At 61.8% G+C, this 14,698-nt stretch carries 24 protein-coding genes; 11 read left to right on the forward strand and 13 right to left on the reverse strand.

From position 1 onward, the window contains the following. Positions 1 to 13: 13 nt before the first annotated feature. From CHB73_RS10045 to CHB73_RS16820, 7 genes are all read left to right on the forward strand, one after another. Positions 14 to 526, forward strand: coding sequence for a hypothetical protein (locus CHB73_RS10045; protein ID WP_089274434.1), 513 nt, complete (start codon positions 14 to 16; stop codon positions 524 to 526). After that, complete coding sequence (locus CHB73_RS10050) at positions 523 to 981, forward strand: RusA family crossover junction endodeoxyribonuclease (protein ID WP_179216988.1); 459 nt, start codon at positions 523 to 525, stop codon at positions 979 to 981. Before CHB73_RS10045 ends, CHB73_RS10050 begins: the two co-directional genes overlap by 4 nt. Then, positions 978 to 1,208, forward strand: coding sequence for a hypothetical protein (locus tag CHB73_RS10055; RefSeq protein ID WP_089274436.1), 231 nt, complete (start codon positions 978 to 980; stop codon positions 1,206 to 1,208). The genes CHB73_RS10050 and CHB73_RS10055 overlap by 4 nt, the downstream gene beginning before the upstream one ends. A 108-nt stretch (positions 1,209 to 1,316) precedes the next feature. Further along, entirely contained in the window at positions 1,317 to 1,859 is a 543-nt protein-coding gene (locus tag CHB73_RS10060; protein WP_089274437.1) for a glycoside hydrolase family 108 protein, read from the forward strand. Between the two features lie 97 nt (positions 1,860 to 1,956). Continuing rightward, positions 1,957 to 2,496, forward strand: coding sequence for a 3TM-type holin (locus CHB73_RS10065; protein WP_089274438.1), 540 nt, complete (start codon positions 1,957 to 1,959; stop codon positions 2,494 to 2,496). After that, complete coding sequence (locus CHB73_RS10070) at positions 2,497 to 2,832, forward strand: hypothetical protein (RefSeq protein WP_089274439.1); 336 nt, start codon at positions 2,497 to 2,499, stop codon at positions 2,830 to 2,832. A 404-nt stretch (positions 2,833 to 3,236) separates the two neighbouring features. After that, positions 3,237 to 3,386 (forward strand): hypothetical protein, encoded by a 150-nt coding sequence (locus CHB73_RS16820; RefSeq protein WP_179216989.1) that lies wholly within the window; start codon positions 3,237 to 3,239, stop codon positions 3,384 to 3,386. Positions 3,387 to 3,447: 61 nt separating this feature from the next. Here CHB73_RS16820 and CHB73_RS10075 read toward each other — a convergent pair whose 3' ends face one another. Then, on the reverse strand, positions 3,448 to 4,245 hold the full coding sequence (locus CHB73_RS10075) for a hypothetical protein (protein ID WP_143337363.1): 798 nt from the start codon (positions 4,243 to 4,245) through the stop codon (positions 3,448 to 3,450). Further along, positions 4,217 to 4,921: an adenine nucleotide alpha hydrolase family protein gene (locus CHB73_RS10080; RefSeq protein ID WP_089274441.1), complete on the reverse strand. Its 705-nt coding sequence runs from the start codon at positions 4,919 to 4,921 to the stop codon at positions 4,217 to 4,219. The genes CHB73_RS10075 and CHB73_RS10080 overlap by 29 nt, the downstream gene beginning before the upstream one ends. 122 nt (positions 4,922 to 5,043) lie before the next feature. Here CHB73_RS10080 and CHB73_RS16485 point away from each other — a divergent pair, with 122 nt between their 5' ends. From CHB73_RS16485 to CHB73_RS10100, 4 genes are all read left to right on the forward strand, one after another. Next, complete coding sequence (locus CHB73_RS16485) at positions 5,044 to 5,532, forward strand: hypothetical protein (protein ID WP_143337364.1); 489 nt, start codon at positions 5,044 to 5,046, stop codon at positions 5,530 to 5,532. Further along, positions 5,522 to 6,946 carry a hypothetical protein gene (locus CHB73_RS10090; protein ID WP_089274443.1) on the forward strand — a complete coding sequence of 475 codons (1,425 nt, stop codon included), beginning with the start codon at positions 5,522 to 5,524 and terminating at the stop codon, positions 6,944 to 6,946. Before CHB73_RS16485 ends, CHB73_RS10090 begins: the two co-directional genes overlap by 11 nt. Positions 6,947 to 6,955: 9 nt before the next feature. Beyond that, positions 6,956 to 8,437 carry a DUF4055 domain-containing protein gene (locus CHB73_RS10095; RefSeq protein WP_089274444.1) on the forward strand — a complete coding sequence of 494 codons (1,482 nt, stop codon included), beginning with the start codon at positions 6,956 to 6,958 and terminating at the stop codon, positions 8,435 to 8,437. A 171-nt stretch (positions 8,438 to 8,608) separates the two neighbouring features. Then, positions 8,609 to 9,700 carry a phage minor head protein gene (locus tag CHB73_RS10100; protein WP_089274445.1) on the forward strand — a complete coding sequence of 364 codons (1,092 nt, stop codon included), beginning with the start codon at positions 8,609 to 8,611 and terminating at the stop codon, positions 9,698 to 9,700. Positions 9,701 to 9,776: 76 nt separating this feature from the next. Here CHB73_RS10100 and CHB73_RS10105 read toward each other — a convergent pair whose 3' ends face one another. From CHB73_RS10105 to CHB73_RS10160, 11 genes are all read right to left on the reverse strand, one after another. Beyond that, complete coding sequence (locus tag CHB73_RS10105) at positions 9,777 to 10,316, reverse strand: hypothetical protein (RefSeq protein ID WP_143337365.1); 540 nt, start codon at positions 10,314 to 10,316, stop codon at positions 9,777 to 9,779. A 415-nt stretch (positions 10,317 to 10,731) separates the two neighbouring features. After that, positions 10,732 to 11,115, reverse strand: a complete 384-nt coding sequence (locus CHB73_RS10115; protein WP_089274448.1) for a hypothetical protein — start codon at positions 11,113 to 11,115, stop codon at positions 10,732 to 10,734. Next, positions 11,112 to 11,483: a transposase-like zinc-binding domain-containing protein gene (locus CHB73_RS10120; protein ID WP_089274449.1), complete on the reverse strand. Its 372-nt coding sequence runs from the start codon at positions 11,481 to 11,483 to the stop codon at positions 11,112 to 11,114. Before CHB73_RS10120 ends, CHB73_RS10115 begins: the two co-directional genes overlap by 4 nt. Positions 11,484 to 11,659: 176 nt before the next feature. Beyond that, on the reverse strand, positions 11,660 to 12,001 hold the full coding sequence (locus CHB73_RS10125; protein ID WP_089274450.1) for a DUF7694 domain-containing protein: 342 nt from the start codon (positions 11,999 to 12,001) through the stop codon (positions 11,660 to 11,662). Between the two features lie 3 nt (positions 12,002 to 12,004). Further along, complete coding sequence (locus CHB73_RS10130) at positions 12,005 to 12,853, reverse strand: DUF5131 family protein (RefSeq protein WP_089274451.1); 849 nt, start codon at positions 12,851 to 12,853, stop codon at positions 12,005 to 12,007. Between the two features lie 182 nt (positions 12,854 to 13,035). Continuing rightward, a complete protein-coding gene (locus CHB73_RS10135; RefSeq protein ID WP_089274452.1) occupies positions 13,036 to 13,353 on the reverse strand; it encodes a J domain-containing protein in 318 nt (105 codons plus the stop codon). After that, positions 13,350 to 13,571 (reverse strand): hypothetical protein, encoded by a 222-nt coding sequence (locus tag CHB73_RS10140; RefSeq protein WP_089274453.1) that lies wholly within the window; start codon positions 13,569 to 13,571, stop codon positions 13,350 to 13,352. The genes CHB73_RS10135 and CHB73_RS10140 overlap by 4 nt, the downstream gene beginning before the upstream one ends. After that, the gene (locus CHB73_RS10145; RefSeq protein WP_089274454.1) at positions 13,571 to 13,825 is read right to left on the reverse strand and encodes a hypothetical protein; all 255 of its coding nucleotides are present in this window, start codon (positions 13,823 to 13,825) and stop codon (positions 13,571 to 13,573) included. Before CHB73_RS10145 ends, CHB73_RS10140 begins: the two co-directional genes overlap by 1 nt. Before the next feature lie 3 nt (positions 13,826 to 13,828). Then, positions 13,829 to 14,182, reverse strand: a complete 354-nt coding sequence (locus tag CHB73_RS10150; RefSeq protein ID WP_089274455.1) for a hypothetical protein — start codon at positions 14,180 to 14,182, stop codon at positions 13,829 to 13,831. 4 nt (positions 14,183 to 14,186) lie between these two features. Continuing rightward, the gene (locus tag CHB73_RS10155; protein ID WP_089274456.1) at positions 14,187 to 14,423 is read right to left on the reverse strand and encodes a hypothetical protein; all 237 of its coding nucleotides are present in this window, start codon (positions 14,421 to 14,423) and stop codon (positions 14,187 to 14,189) included. Positions 14,424 to 14,427: 4 nt separating this feature from the next. Further along, positions 14,428 to 14,688: a hypothetical protein gene (locus tag CHB73_RS10160; RefSeq protein ID WP_089274457.1), complete on the reverse strand. Its 261-nt coding sequence runs from the start codon at positions 14,686 to 14,688 to the stop codon at positions 14,428 to 14,430. Positions 14,689 to 14,698: the final 10 nt, after the last annotated feature.

Genomic DNA, 14,698 nt, shown 5'->3' on the forward strand with positions numbered 1-14,698 from the left:
AAAAGGAGAGACTATGCCTCAGCTTGAGCGGACATCGTTCGAGTTCAGCTTCGGGCTCCAGATGGACTTTAATTCATTCATCCTCGGGGACCGGCTAGGTGAAGGCGTTGGGAGAGAGGTGTTCGAGGACCGATTCCACCCCACGCGGGTGTTCAAGCTGGAAAATTACGGGGTGCAGAATTTTCACGAGTGGCAACTGTGGGGCGCCGTTCAGGGGACCGAATGGGAGCAGTGGTTCGCCCCGGTCTACTGGCTTTCCAGCTACGGACGAGTGCTCATTCAGGCGCGCACGCGGCAACCAGTCGTGGGCCGGAACACGCCAGCGTTCCCCACAGAAATCCCAAGCTTCATGGACGACGTGAAGCCCGCAAATATGGGGATTTACCGGGGTCGGTGGGTGTTCCATGACTACGGCGACACCAAAGCGCTGAAGGTCGGACTGGCCGGGGCGAAAATGATCCTGTGGGCTGAGGCAGCCGCGGTCTTCACGAGCCCAAAGGCCAAACCCGAATGGGAGTTGCCATGACCCAGCAAGCGATTCGCCTCTACATTCCAGGCACGCCCACAGGGCAAAAGCGCGTGCAGGCCGTGCGGCGCGGAGAACACGCGGGTGTTCATAAGGACGAGAAACAGAAGAAGCGCGAGGATGTCATGCTTGCGCAGATCGCGGCCAAGGCTCCTGGTGAGCCGTTGACCGGGCCGCTTGAGCTTGGGGTCTACGCCTACCTGCCAATTCCGGCCAGCAAGCCCAAAAAGTGGCAGGCCGCGGCGCGCGCCGGACTCATGCGGCCAACGAAAAAGCCCGACCTGTCAAACGCCATCAAGAACATTGAGGACGTGATGACCATGGCCGGGTTTTGGACCGACGACAAGCTCATTGTCGGATATCTTCCGGGGACCGGGAAATACTACAGCGACAACCCCCACTGGCTCATCGTCGTGCAGCCGTGGGTCCCGAAGCCTTCAGGAGGGGCGATATGAGCAGCCAGGCAGTAGCAGCGCGCGTCACGGAGGTCCTCGTGGGCTACGCAGACTTCAAGGTGGCCTTCCGGGTGCAGGAAAAGCTCGTAAGGCGCTGGGAACGCGAAGGCGCGCCGATCGTGCGCGATGAGATGAGGCGGCCTGTGGCCGACAAATACGAACTGTGGCTTTGGCTGAAGGGGCGCAAACTCATAACCCCGTCAAGTCCCCCTCCTGACCCCCTCTAGGCCCCTGCCTGACCCCGTCTGGCGGGCGCTTACCGCGGACTGCGGTGTTAGTGCCTCACGCAAGGGCAAACCGCCCTGCGTTTTCCCCGGGCCACAGGAGGGGTACAGGTGAAAAATCTCGACATCTGCATGAACTTCACGCTCGGCCCGAGCATCGAGGGCGGGTTTTCGGACAATCCGAACGATCCGGGTGGGGCAACCAACCACGGCGTGAGCATCCGTGCCCACCGCGAGGACATCGGCGACAAGGACCACGACGGCGACATCGACGCCGACGACGTGAAGCTGCTCACCCTCGAAGACGCAAAGGCCATTTTTCAGGCCGACTACTTCGCCCCCTGCAATGCTGGCCAGCTCCCCGCGCCCCTGGCGCTCATGGTCGTGGACTTCGCTTACAACTCGGGCGTGCGCGTCGCCTGCAAGAAGCTCCAGGAGCGGCTGGGAGTCACTGCGGACGGCAAGGTCGGCCCGCACACCCTGGCCGTGGGCAACGCGCTTTCTCCCAACATCCTGCGTTCGGTCATCAACGCCTACGCCGCAGCGAGAATCGACTACCTGGAAGGCCTTTCCGGCTGGCCGATTTTCGGCGGCGGCTGGGAAAGCCGCGTCAAGGCCGTGCGCGAAGCGGCTCTCAAACTCGTGGAGGGATAGCATGGGCTGGGTCATCGGAGGTCTCATTGTTTTGGTGGTCGCCGTTGAGGTGATGGTGATGGTCTTTGCGATCATACCAACGGCCGGAGAGTAGTCCATGGATCCCATCACCATCATCGGCGGGCTCATCGGCGTGGCCCCGACCATCGCCAAGTGGATCGGAGGTGACAAGGCCGAGGAGGTCGCGAACACTGTGGCCAGCGTGGCTCAGGCCGTCACCGGCAAGGCCGACGCGCAGAGCGCCGTGGATGCCATCAAGGCCGACCCCGCCCTGGCCATGGAGTTCCAGAAGGCATGGCTAGCCACGGAGCTGGCTCTTGAACAGGAAGAAACCAAGCGCCAGTTGGCCGTGAACGAAACCATGCGCGCCGAGGCGCACAGCGAGCACTGGCCGCAGTGGAGCTGGCGGCCGTTCTGGGGCTTCACAAGCGCCCTGGCCTTTTTGTTCGTGTCCATCCTGTGCTGCTGGCTTGGCTTCGACGCCGTGAAGTCCAAGAACATGGCCGCGCTGAACATGATCCCGCAGCTCGTGGCCTCCTTTGGCCTGCTCTTCGGCACCCCGTTGGCCATCCTCGGCGTGGCCAGCTTCAAGCGAGGCCAGGAGAAGATCGAGAAGCTCAAGACGGGGGCGCAGTAGATGCTCCCGGAGGACGCCGTGAGGGCCACGCGAACCATGGGTGAGTACGCCTCATTGATCGCAGGGCTCATGCCCGTGGCAATTCTCGCCGCCCTCGGGGCCGTCGTGCGGTCGATCCAAGCCAGGCGCTGCGGTCTCAAGGCCGTTGGCGTCGCAGCCGCAGGCGGTGGATTCGTCGGGGTTCTCGTCGGACTCCTCCTGGACCAGACAGACCTCCCGATGGGCGTCAAGGCGTTCCTTGTTGGGTCGGGCGGATACGCCTCCGGCGAGCTGCTGAAGATATTCATGGTGCGGGCCTGCCGCTGGGCTGAACGCGCCGTTCCCGGGGGCAAGTAGCCCCCCATATTTTTCGCAAGACGAAACCCTGCGGCCCCATGACCACCGGGGGCCGATTGCCCAGCACCGCTGGGGTAACGGATAAACGAGCGCCGGGATTCAGATCACGCCAGCCACGTCTGGCCAGAGCGCAAGCCGACCACGGGCAGCGCCGCCCCAAGGGGAGGATCGAACGGTGGGAGACACGCGGCAGGCTCGATATATCGCGGGGCATAAAACGCATGGCGGTTGCCTCATAAATTCAAGGCCTTGGTGGTCGAGTGTGTCGAGGAAACGGGGCTGAATGGAAAGGCGCCACCGCACACACTTTGGACGCCATAAAGGCGAAGAAGACGCTGAAACCTCCAGCCCGTAATCCGTCGTTGCGGCGGGAGAGGGGCTGGAGACAAACCACGGAGGCCAGTATGGCTTATCTCCAGGACCGGGCTCACACCGGCATGAAGCAGGGCATCGGGCGCGGCGCTTCCAATTACGGTGGCATCGGGCGTTCGACGAAAAGCGGCAAGGTGCCCAAGTACCTGATGAATACCCGTGACCACGGCAGCGACTCCTAGCCGCGAGGCGTGGAGGAGCTACGCGGGGGGAAAGGGGTATGCTTCCCCCCGCGTTTCATTTTTAGGACTTGGGATACGGGTACTGAACCAGCGCACAGAGCTTTGTGTCTTCCTTGGCCGGCTGCGCACGGTACTTGAATGTGAATGGAGGCAAAGTGATCCCCAGCCGTGCGGCGAGATCGTCGCCCCACATATACCGCTTCTCGTTGATAGGGACGCCGAGCGTGCGCAGGAATCTGTCGGCGCACTCCTGGCTCCTGAAGCACACGGAGGACCAGAACCCCATGTCTCCGGTCCACTCGATGTACTTGGCCACATTCTTCTCTTCGGACCTGATATTCTGGAGCGCTTCGCCCACTTCCGCCTTGACCTCTTCGACCGCGGCCAGCTTTCCCGCCTTGAAGCCCTTCGCGGCGGCAAACTTCCCGGACGCTCCGGCGGACGGTTCTTTGTGCGCGGTAAATTTCGGCGGGCTCCATGGTGTATCGCGCTCAAGCTCGATTCCCAAAACCGCCGCGACCACATGGCCATCAAGGTACTTGTCACCATGGGCGGCAAGCCCCAGGTCGGCGAGTAACTTGTCGCGCCACTCGCGCCCATTGAAGGCGATGACGAATCCGAAGGGGTACAGCACGTCGCGCACGGGAGGAACCCGTGGGTTCTTTGTCGCATCAAGCAGAACTCGCCGCACGATCTTATGCAGCATGGCGCAGTCGTGTTCTGGTTCGCCGTTGAAGGGATTTTCCTCATCGGCGATCACGTCGATGGGGTTGGGCATGGGCTTTTCTCGGCCACGGCTGAACGAACCGCCTCCAGAGACCTTGCCTCGGCTAAACGAAGTTGCCAGTTTCTTTGCCATATCGGAACAACTCCAAGTCGGCCAGGGGGTAGTATTCCAGGACGCGCTGGTAATCCCTGGGAAAGTGTTTTTTGAGGCCAAGCAGGAACAGAAGATAAATGCCGTCGAATGTGCGGCCCCAAATTTTGTAATCCACGGGCAAGACGATGTTGTTGCGGGTCAGCTCGGAGACGAGCCGGTCCTTGTTCCAGTCCCACACGGGGTAGAACTTGCGCAGATTCTCGGTCACAGGGCCATGGGATTTGAAGGCCAGGGCGCGACGCGCAGAGTCCGCAGCGCGAACGCCAAGCGCCGTATAGGTGCCCTCATCGATCCCAAAACAGCGCGCTGCGGTTCTTTGGACCTCAGTCCAGTCGAAGGTTTCCAGATTGCAGGCGCACAGCGTCTCAACCCTTTCAGGCGGTTGGAACACAAGACCCTTGGGGGACAAGCGGGAGTGCGCTGCCGGGGACGGCAGACGGACAATGCGCTTCCCAATGACCCTCTCGCAATACTCCAGGTACTCGTCCACGAACTCAAGCCCCTCTATCCCGTAGTAATAGAACGGGCAGACGTCGAACTTGTCCCGGATGGCCAGCCATGCTGCCCATGCGTCCTTCCCGCGCGAGAAGGACAGCAGAACCTTTCCGTCGGGCGATTTTGCCCTGACCCTCTTCACAATTTCGCTGAGTTCCATTTTCTTCCCTCCTTCAAACACACCAACACACCAACACACCAACACAATAAAGTCAACAAAAAGCAACAAACTGGACGTACATTCTACGTCAAGAACAAATAATTGACTATGAGGAATGACAAATGGCAGCAAAGAGCAAAGTAAAGACAGACTCCGGGGAGGCGAAGAAGCCCGCAAAGAAAAAAAGAAAGAATAGACCAGGTGGACCTGGAAGGCCGAAATATACCATCAAGCAAGTGAAGCAGGCGATAAATGGGACAGGCGGGATTAAAGTAGAGATTTGCGAACGTCTCAAATGCAGCAGAACAACACTTGATGCGTACATCGCAAAGCACCCAGAGATCGCGGAGTACTACAAGGAGGAGTGCGAGTCTGTTCTGGACATGGCTGAGTCCCGCCTGTTCTCCAACATTGACCGCGGGGAGCTTGGCGCGCTCATGTACTACCTGAACAACAAAGGCAAGGAGCGCGGCTACAATAGGCCCCAGCGGGGCGATGCCGCAGATGCCCAACAGCGCCCGGTCGTCCTCTCTCTGAATTTCGGCCCGAAGCCTGGCCAGGATGACCGGCCCGCAGGCCAACCCGTGGGCGGAGGTGCCGATGGCCAGTAGCGAGAGCTACGAGCTCGAAATGCCCGCCTACCAAGCGGAGCCCACGGCCCAGAAGTTTCATGCAGACCCGGCCTTTTTCCGGGGAATCCGCGGCCCGCTAGGAAGCGGCAAGTCTGTGGCGTGCTGTGCAGAAGTCATGGGCAAGGCGCTTACAGCCAGGCCATACAAGGGCGTGAGGCGGTCGAAGTGGGCGATCATCCGCAACACTTACGGCGAACTGCGCACCACGACCATCAAGACTTGGCTGGACTGGTTCGGTCCCGTGACCCGCATCAACTACGGGCACCCGATCATCGCCACCATCGTGCTCCCGCCGCTCCCGGACGGAACGCGGGTTGAGTGCCAGATTGTCTTCCTTGCATTGGACCGCGATGCGGACGTGCGCAAGCTCAAGTCCCTGGAGCTGACGGGCGTCTGGCTGAACGAGGCAAGCGAAATCGGCTTCAGCGTGCTCGAAATGGCTACCGGCCGCGTGAACCGCTATCCGGGCATGATGCTGGGCGGCTTTGATTGGTCGGGGATCATCGCCGACACCAACTCCTGCGATGTGTCCAACTGGTGGTATCGCCTGGCTGAGGAAGAGAGGCCTGAGAACTACAGCTTCTATTCGCAGCCTCCGGCGCTACTCACCGTCAAAGGCCCCGATGGCATCCAGTACGTGCCGAACCCAGCGGCCGAGAACATCGACAACCACGTCACGGGCTTCAACTACTACCTGCTCCAGCTCTTCGGAAAGCCCAAGGAATGGGTGAAGGTCTTCATCCTGAACCAGTACGGCAGCGCCGACGCCAGCAACGTCGTGTACGGCGACTACGATGAGCGCAACCACTGCGCGGTCGAGGCCGACAAGAACTTGGGGCACCTGATCTGGACCCACGACTTCAACTTCACCCCCCTGTCCAGCATCGTCATGCAGCGCGACAGCTCCAACAACGTGTACTGCGTGGATGAGATCGTCCTGGGCAGCGCCGTGGCCAAACAGACGGCAGCGGAATTCTGCGAACGCTACAAGGACTACAAGGGCTGCCTGGTGAAGGTCTACGGCGATGCCAGCGGCCACGCGGGCGAGAAGCACGGACATGCCTCGGACTTCATCACCATCGAGCGCATCCTGCGCTCCGAAGGCTTTCGGGTGGAGATGAAGGTGCCGCGCTCCAACCCGTCCATTAAGGACGGCCAGGAGAGCCTGCGCGCCCGCATTTGCGACGCCACGGAACACCGGGCCTTTTTCGTGAACCCACGCAGATGCCCCACGCTCGACAAGGGCCTCCAGGCGCTCAAGCTCAAGCAGGGCTCGACCTTCCAGGAAGAAGACGCCGACTACCAGCACATCACAACCGCGGCGCGCTATTTCACCGCCGTGGAATTCCCGATTCAACATCGCGTTGCCCTCGGCTTCGGCCTCCAGGGCTAAGGAGGGTCCATGGCGAAGAAACTCAAGTCCGTACCGGCCCCGGCAGGCTTCACCCCCAACGAAAACCAGCACCTGGACTTCTTCGGGAGCAGCACGCGCCGGGTGCTCTGGTCGAACCTGTACGAGGGCGGCGCACGCATCGAGGACAACGGGCAGTACCTGCTGCGCCACCCGTTCGAAACCCAAAAACAATTCGACATCCGCAAAGATCGTGCGACGTACAGGAATTTCGCTGCGCCCATCGTGGACACATTCGCGGCCGCGATCTGCGAAGGGCGCCCGCCGCGCGTACTGCCCAACGCCATTGAGCCCATGCTCACCGACGTTGACCGCCAGGGCAACAGCGCAGACAGCTATTTTCAGGACAACACCCGCATAACAGGAGCGGCCGGCGTCAACTTCATCCTGGTGGACATGGAGCCGGGGACCGGCGGGAGCGTTGAGGCCGACAAGCAGGTGGGGCGGCGCATGGTGCCCTACTTTGTCCAAGTCGCGGCCGAGAACCTGCTTGATTGGAGCATTGGCGCAGACGGAGAGCTTGATTGGGTAGTGGTGCGCGAAGTCGTTGAGGCCCGGCGCGAGCCTTTTCAGGCTTGCAGCACGAAGGTGCGCCTGACGCTCTGGACGCGCACAGGTTGGCAGCGCTGGGAGCGCGTTGAGGGCGGAAACAAAGGAAACTCCAGCTTCAAGCCCCTCAATAGCGGGACTCACAATCTGGGCCGTGTTCCCATCGTGCCTTTCTATTTCGAGTTCGAACGCCCGATGGTCGGCAATTCCGCTCTGGACGACGTGGCCACGCTGATCTTGCGCATCTACCGCCGGGATTCTGAGCTGGACAAGCTCCTGTTTGACTGTGCCGTGCCTCTTCTCCATGCCCGGGGTGTGACCCAGGAGGAGATCACCGAGTTCGTCCGCGCCAGCAGCAACGCGTTCTGTACCAACGACGAAACGTCGGCTTTGACCTACGTGGAGCCCGCAGGGGGCTCCTTCGAGGCCCTGTCGGCGGCAATCACCCGCGATGAGGCCAGTGTGCGCGAGATTGCCATGCGCCAAATCAGGCCGGACAGCGGCGTCGCCGTCAGCGCCGATGGCAAGAAGATCGACAAGAGTCAGCTCGACAGCCAGCTCACGAAGTTCGCTCAGCTCTGCCGGGCGTCGGAAGAGAGCTGCTGGAGGCTGGCGGCGAAATGGCTCGGCCTGTCGGACAGCGGCATCGAGGCCAAGTACAACGAAGACTTCAGCGTGGACGAAGTGAACGTCGTCCTGATTTCCGCGCTGTCCACCCTGCAAAGCAACCGCGTCATCAGCCGCAAGACGCTTCTGGAGGTCGAGGCGGTCAAGAAGGCGCTGCCCGAGAATTTCGACCCCGTGGAAGACCGGAGAGAGATTGAGGAGGACATGCGCCTGGGCGGCGCTATGAACGCCGGGAGGGGCCTGGGAGGGATTCTGAACCCTGGGCAGAATCCGAAGCCTGGTGGCCAGGCCCAATAGGCGTAGGGTTGGGCAGAAGAGGCACGGCGGATCCGCAGGCCCTGGCCAACTCCTGGGCGATCATGGCCTGGCGGCGCGGTGTCATGGGTATTTCGAGCACGCCGGTTTCGTTGAACTTGCGCCAGCGGCGTAGCGTGTCCAGACGTTTTGACATCCGAGGACGGTAGCAGCATGAGCAGGAACATTCAAGACACCATGGGGCTCTACAGGCTCGCCCGCAATGTCAACTGGCGCTTGCAGCTCGATGCGCTTGAGGACGCTGGTGTCCGGAACATCGAAGCCGCCTTGGCTGTTGCACGCGCTGACCTCCAAGCACAGATGGAAGGCGAGGTGGCCCAGGGCATTCTGGAAGGGACCATGGGTGAGGACCAGCTCACGGCCTGGCTGGACGACATGACGCTGGCCGTGCGGCAAGCCCTGACCGGACAGCTCACGGAGATGACAACCCAGACTGCGCAAGCCTCGCTCGTCGAGCACGCGGCGATCCTTTCCATCGACGGGGCCATACCCGGCGTGAACACCGTGGCCATGACCGAAGCACGGATCAGGACGTTCTTTCAGGAGACGCCGCTGGGAGGCAGGATCATCGGCGAGTGGGTGGACAGGACTTTTTCCGGCGCCATGCAGCGCTCCATGCTCACGGAGCTACGCGCCGGGGCGCTTTTGGGAGAGGGCTACCCGGCGCTGAGTGCGCGGCTTGCGGACGGGATGGGTCTGGCCGAACGCGACGCGATCACTCTGGCCAGGACGTTTGTGCAGACGGCCAACGTCGAGGCCAGCATGGCGACGGCCCAGGCCAACAGCGACATCGTGACCACCTGGCGCTGGTGCGCCACGCTTGAGCCGGGCTTCCATGCCACCGGTCGGGGAACCTGCCTGCGCTGCGCGGCCCTGGACGGAAAGGAGTTCAAGCTCGGGGAGGGGCCGCCGATCCCGTTGCACCCGAGGTGCCGCTGTGTACCCCTGTACGGAACCGTGAGCTGGCGAGAGCTGGGCGTGGACCTGCCGGAGCTGAAGCGCGCCATGCGGCCGTACACCATGCGCCCGGACGAGAACATCGACGCCGGGCTGCGGCGCACCATCATTGAGAGCGGGTTCCACGACGGGGACTACGGGACGTGGTTTGAGAAGCAGAACGATGCCTTCAAGCTCAATGTGCTCGGCCCCCAGCGCTTCGACCTGGTGAAGGCCGGGCGGGCGACGCTTGGCGACATGGTGGACGGCAACGGCGCGCTGCGTACGCTGGCCGAGCTGCAAAAGTAAGGGCCACCCCCGGAGGAGCGGCCCTTGAGCGGTCAAGCAAAAAAGGTCAGTTTGCGAAATTTCGCAAGTTGAGGGTTTATCTCTTATCCAGGCCAAGGCTGTGAAGCAGTTTGTAGGCATCTGCGGGCTCGTTCAAGAAGGCGCCGCGCACCGCGTTTTGGGCCAGGTCCGGAAGTCGGCTTTCCCCCATCACGATCTCGTAGGACTCCAACATGCCGTTCAGGCTCTTGGCCAGGGCGGCGATGGTGTCGTCCTTGGCCTGGGACGCTTGCTGGCGCGCAATGGCAGCGAGTTCACCAGACAGCCACTCAGCGGAAGAGGGAATATGCCCGTGGCGCTCAAGGGCTTCAGCGATCTGCTCCAGGTTCTTTCTGCCGACGCCTTTTTGTTTCAGAAGGAAGGGGGCCGGACGAGGAGTCGAAGCGAGCTGTTTGGCGATGCCGTCGCCGTCGACCGCTTCAGGGAACAATCGTTTGAGCAGGTTGACCGCGCGGGTGTCCAGGTCGCCAAGGAAATCCGTCTTGCTTTGCTCAGTGATCTTCTTCATGGACCCCCCCTGTTTTTCGGTTTGGCGCTCTTCCCTGGTCAGGCAACCGCGCTCCCGGGCCAGACGCATGATGCATAGGAGGTCGGTCATTACGCGCCGCCCTGGGGCCTAGTCCGACGAAGATATGGTGAGTCCGGGCGGGCCTCGTCGGGGTGGTGCTTGTCAAGCCACCGCTCCAGTTTGTCCTTACATTCCCGCCATGGGGCCATCTGCTGCTGCTCCTGGCATTCAAAGTCCCCACGGTTCCTGTACGGCGGGCGCATTTCAGGAAGGGCACACTTTTCTTCCAAGTAAGCCTTCATACACTCATCGTGAAATTTTTCGAACTCCGGGTCATCTTCAAGGTGTCGGCAGATGCGATCATCCAATGCGTCGCTCCGCATTCGTATCGTATCCGTGTAGGCCTTGCTCGGCCCAGACCTGTCGCGGTCGGCGTTGCAGGCCAGCACAACCAAGCCCATGACGATGAGAAAGAAGAGCTCCATCACGGCTTTGCCCCTCGAACGAGCCCGTATTCGACCCTCAAGACATTCGTAAACTTTGGCAAAAAATGCCCAAGCGTGCTGTCCCAGCGTTCAGCGGTGCCCCAAAGGTCTTTCACCCCCACCCCGAGTGCGCAAGCCGCCGCGAAGCCAGCGCGCGGGAGGAAGCAATTCAGCATCTTCACGTTGGCGGCATTTACCTCGCCCTGGAGCAGCATTATGGACATGGACGCTACCGCGTTTTCCACCATAGCGTCGCCGCCCACGAGGAGCGCGATTTCGTTGATGGTGGACCAATACTCCGTGATGCTGTCCGGCTCGACCCCGACGGTTTTCGCGGCGAGGCAGAGTCCGATCTGTAGCCGTATGGCTCGGTCCTCGTTCATCCCACGTCTTCCTTCTCGACCACCGGCAGGGTCTCGTCCCCGCCAGCGTAGAAGACCTTCTTGCAGTCCACGCAGCGCCAGCGTTGCTTCCCCGCGTAGGCCGTCCATTTCCGGCTCGGCCCAGAACACGCCGGACATGTCGGGTACCCTTTGGTCTTGGCCGTGCGGGCGCCCGCAGGCATTCCTGCGGAAGTTCGGCGCGTCTTCAAAAAGTTGGTGATCGTGCGCGACTTGAAATAGGCGAAACACCCGTCCACGAGGTCGGGCACGAGCAGCCCACTTTTGATGAGAGCATGGACGCGGGTGTCCCATAGGCCAAGCCTCTCCGCCACCTGCGGCACGTTCAGAAATCCTTTGATCTTCGGCACAGGTCCTCCACGTGGGGCACTGGCAGCCCCACGCTGATCGTAAGCCGACATGGTGGAGTTCGCAAGGGGGCGCGTGCTCTTGTCCTTCGAGGTCATTCTCTTGCTCCTGTATTTCTTCCTGTACGGCGTTTTACGGCAGTTTGCCCCGTGAGCGACCAACGAGCTGCGAACGGTGGCTACGGTGCCGTGACGCGCGCCCACAGGTGCAGGCAGTGGGGCATGAGGTTCACGTACTCGCTCTTCTTCGGCAGGCACTGGATGGCCTCGACCTCCTCGCCGATGAAAACGTCCTTGACCACTTTGAGGTCGTCCCAGGACGGGAGGCGACTCTTGCGCGAGCACGAGACGTGCAGGTAGCGCTCGTCGCCCACCAGCGTGTCCACGGACATGATGACCCGCAGGCCCAGGCGGTGGTTCGCCCAAGCCGTGCCGTAGGGGAAGACCCCCACGGGCTTCCATTCCGGGGCCAGCGTGGCGCCCGGTCGCGCCGGGGTAGTGGCGATGATGCGTTGCAGCATGGGTTAGGCCTCCATCCACGCCGGGAACTGGCGGGGCATCCCCTCCGGGAACTCCCCAGCGGAGTCCTTTTTGAAGAAAAACGGCACGCCGACGCGGGCGCATTGCGAGGCCAGGGAGCCGGGGTACTGGATCGGGACTTCGCGCTTGCCCGGCCCCTGCTCGTGGCCGCAGACGACCCAGGAGAGGCGTCCCGCGTCTGAATGCACCACGTCACCTGTCCCACGTATGCCCCGCAAGGCGTCAATCCAGTCTGATTGCTCCCCCTCCGCTGCATCAACGACGATGGTTTTCAGGTTCACCGGCCCAAGCATGGGCTCCACGATGACGCCGGTGTGCCAGCCCTGCGCGGCCAACTTGAGCAGGTGCGGGACGCGCTCATCGGCCCGCTGCTGGTCCTCGCAGGTCGCCATGAGCATGACGTTGTGCAGGGGCTTGGGCCAGTATGCGCGACAAAACTCCGCCATGGTCGCCGGGCGTTTGGTGATGATGATGAAGTGGTGCCTGGGCAGGTCTCGCATGAAAACAAACACACCGCCCTGATCCAAGGACATGACGCGAGGATGAAACAGATCGCCCATGCTCACCATGAAAATTCGCCGGGGACTCCTGGCCTTCAAGAGCCGGGCCTGGGCCTTCTCCAGCACGCCCGACACGTAACGGACTTCCCCGGTCCAGGCCGGACCATTCGGCGTCATCGTGGCGAGGCCCTTGTACTGCGGCACGGTCGGGTTGTTTCCGAAGCGATGTGCCATGCGGACTGCGTAGCAGTTGTCACAGCCGGGCGACACGCGGGAGCACCCCACCAGTGGGTTCAACGTCTCGTGCGCGAATTCGATCTTGGTTGTGGCCATGGGCTATTTCTCCTTCTGCTTCGAATATGCGGGCGCATTGGCCCACTCCGGGCGTTTCCCGCCAATTGGTTTCGGAATGCAGCGACGGTGCGCCCACCCGACTAATCCTCCATTGGATGCTTGGCACCGCGCTCCCACCTTCCCGCAGAAGATGCACCGCTGGGGAGGGCTTGTGGTCCAGCTCATACCCGCCCCCGACCTTGGCAAGCATCGCACGTCTCGATTGAACGACGGCCAGGAAGATAGACGGTGACGATCTGCCCGGTCCCCTTGCACTCCCCGCACGTCACCTTGGCGCGCTCCTTCTGGAGTTCGGCGCGCAGGGCTTTGACCTCGGCATCCTGCGGAAGCCCCGCAGGCTCACTTCCGTGGCTCTCGCCGTAGACCTCGTGCGCGCCCTGGACGATTCCAGCGACCGTCTTGAGCTGTTCCTCGGTGGCCGAAATCCCGGCCTCGCAAAGTGCCTCACCGACGCATTCCATCCAATAGGTGTCGCTCATGCGGCACCGCCCGGCGCTTCGCAACGGCCTTTGGTCGTGCGCCCGATCTCCGGGGCGTCGCCAGGAAACCAGCCCCAGGCCATGCACTCGGAGCCAATGCACTTGGCTGGTTTATATATCGCCGATTCACCCTCTCCGACCTGCTTCGGGTTGTAGCAATAGGTCATGAGGTGACAGGTTTTGGTCTTCGCCTCTTCCTCGGTCATGTAGGGGCGCATCAGCGCTTCCTCCTGTTTGGGTTGTGGCTGCGGCGCTTACCGAAGGGCTGCTTCAGGTGGCCATGGCCTTCGCCGTATCTCTCGCCGTCCCAATTTGTCTGGGCGTCGGGGACGAGTAGGTCGGAAGCCCGGCACTCGTCGGTGGCCAGAACCGCTCCTTCGACATTGCCCATGGCCGCGAGGTGGTGCACCAGGATGCGGAGCCCATTCCCTGACGGTGTGCCGATGGTGAGGATTTTCTTGTGGTCGTCCAAGACCTACGCCCCCTTCCCCTCGATCTTGGCGATGACTGCGTCGATGTCGCAGAACGGGCAGCCGCAGGGGTCGTCGAAGCCGTGCACGAAGCCTTCCTTGGCGTTCCTGACACGCTTCATTGCCGCCAGGGCCTCCATGACGATGTCGGTGTCGTCGGTGGGCTGCGTGTTGACGTCCGCGACCATCTCGCCGCCTTCTCGGCGGATGCAAGGCGGTTCGTATTGACGAGCGTCTACGGCCACCAAGATAGGTTTGCCTGCGGTAAGGCCTCGTCCCACGAGCACGTAGAGGTCGTCCCGGTCTTGCTCGTCGCCCGGTGTGAAGAGGAACGCTTCGCCGAGCACTCTGATCTTCATGGCTCTACGCCTCCTTCTCGCGCAGCCTCACGCCGCAGAACGGGCAGAAGGTGTGAACCAGCGACGCTGTTTCAACCTTTTTCTGGTCCACCAGCGCGATCTTGACCTCGGTGTATGTGCCAAGGCGGCCGCTATTGAAATCAATATAGGTCTGGAGCTGGAGGCTCTCGATGGGCTTCTTGAACTTCCCGTCATAGTGCTCGCGCAGCTTCTTGGTCACTTCGGCGATGCAGTTGCACATGGCCCTACGCCCCCGTTCCCTGCGCCATGCCCTTCGCGTCTTCTCCCTCCAGAATGGCCTGCATCACCTTCTCGGCGTAGGGCTCGTCCTGGTTGCAGATGATGTACTTGTTGGCCTCGATGGGCGGCTTTTTCTGGAACTCGCGGAGCGCCTTGATGTGGTCTTCGATCTTTTCCCACGCCTCTTCAAAGTCCGGGTTGTTCTCGGACAGGTAGACCACCTCGTCCATCTTGAACACGATGTACTTGTCCTGCTTCTCTGCCATGATCTGCCCC

Source organism: Humidesulfovibrio mexicanus (assembly GCF_900188225.1).
GTDB classification, from domain to species: domain Bacteria; phylum Desulfobacterota; class Desulfovibrionia; order Desulfovibrionales; family Desulfovibrionaceae; genus Humidesulfovibrio; species Humidesulfovibrio mexicanus.

Excerpts from the sequence above, each read along its gene's own strand:
- CHB73_RS10045 (WP_089274434.1), top strand. The coding sequence starts at position 14 with ATGCCTCAGCTTGAGCGGACATCGTTCGAGTTCAGCTTCGGGCTCCAG.
- CHB73_RS10050 (WP_179216988.1), top strand. The coding sequence starts at position 523 with ATGACCCAGCAAGCGATTCGCCTCTACATTCCAGGCACGCCCACAGGG.
- CHB73_RS10055 (WP_089274436.1), top strand. The coding sequence starts at position 978 with ATGAGCAGCCAGGCAGTAGCAGCGCGCGTCACGGAGGTCCTCGTGGGC.
- CHB73_RS10065 (WP_089274438.1), top strand. The coding sequence starts at position 1,957 with ATGGATCCCATCACCATCATCGGCGGGCTCATCGGCGTGGCCCCGACC.
- CHB73_RS10070 (WP_089274439.1), top strand. The coding sequence starts at position 2,497 with ATGCTCCCGGAGGACGCCGTGAGGGCCACGCGAACCATGGGTGAGTAC.
- CHB73_RS16820 (WP_179216989.1), top strand. The coding sequence starts at position 3,237 with ATGGCTTATCTCCAGGACCGGGCTCACACCGGCATGAAGCAGGGCATC.
- CHB73_RS10075 (WP_143337363.1), bottom strand. The coding sequence starts at position 4,245 with ATGGCAAAGAAACTGGCAACTTCGTTTAGCCGAGGCAAGGTCTCTGGA.
- CHB73_RS10080 (WP_089274441.1), bottom strand. The coding sequence starts at position 4,921 with ATGGAACTCAGCGAAATTGTGAAGAGGGTCAGGGCAAAATCGCCCGAC.
- CHB73_RS16485 (WP_143337364.1), top strand. The coding sequence starts at position 5,044 with ATGGCAGCAAAGAGCAAAGTAAAGACAGACTCCGGGGAGGCGAAGAAG.
- CHB73_RS10090 (WP_089274443.1), top strand. The coding sequence starts at position 5,522 with ATGGCCAGTAGCGAGAGCTACGAGCTCGAAATGCCCGCCTACCAAGCG.
- CHB73_RS10095 (WP_089274444.1), top strand. The coding sequence starts at position 6,956 with ATGGCGAAGAAACTCAAGTCCGTACCGGCCCCGGCAGGCTTCACCCCC.
- CHB73_RS10100 (WP_089274445.1), top strand. The coding sequence starts at position 8,609 with ATGAGCAGGAACATTCAAGACACCATGGGGCTCTACAGGCTCGCCCGC.
- CHB73_RS10105 (WP_143337365.1), bottom strand. The coding sequence starts at position 10,316 with ATGCGTCTGGCCCGGGAGCGCGGTTGCCTGACCAGGGAAGAGCGCCAA.
- CHB73_RS10115 (WP_089274448.1), bottom strand. The coding sequence starts at position 11,115 with ATGAACGAGGACCGAGCCATACGGCTACAGATCGGACTCTGCCTCGCC.
- CHB73_RS10125 (WP_089274450.1), bottom strand. The coding sequence starts at position 12,001 with ATGCTGCAACGCATCATCGCCACTACCCCGGCGCGACCGGGCGCCACG.
- CHB73_RS10130 (WP_089274451.1), bottom strand. The coding sequence starts at position 12,853 with ATGGCCACAACCAAGATCGAATTCGCGCACGAGACGTTGAACCCACTG.
- CHB73_RS10135 (WP_089274452.1), bottom strand. The coding sequence starts at position 13,353 with ATGAGCGACACCTATTGGATGGAATGCGTCGGTGAGGCACTTTGCGAG.
- CHB73_RS10140 (WP_089274453.1), bottom strand. The coding sequence starts at position 13,571 with ATGCGCCCCTACATGACCGAGGAAGAGGCGAAGACCAAAACCTGTCAC.
- CHB73_RS10150 (WP_089274455.1), bottom strand. The coding sequence starts at position 14,182 with ATGAAGATCAGAGTGCTCGGCGAAGCGTTCCTCTTCACACCGGGCGAC.
- CHB73_RS10155 (WP_089274456.1), bottom strand. The coding sequence starts at position 14,423 with ATGTGCAACTGCATCGCCGAAGTGACCAAGAAGCTGCGCGAGCACTAT.
- CHB73_RS10160 (WP_089274457.1), bottom strand. The coding sequence starts at position 14,688 with ATGGCAGAGAAGCAGGACAAGTACATCGTGTTCAAGATGGACGAGGTG.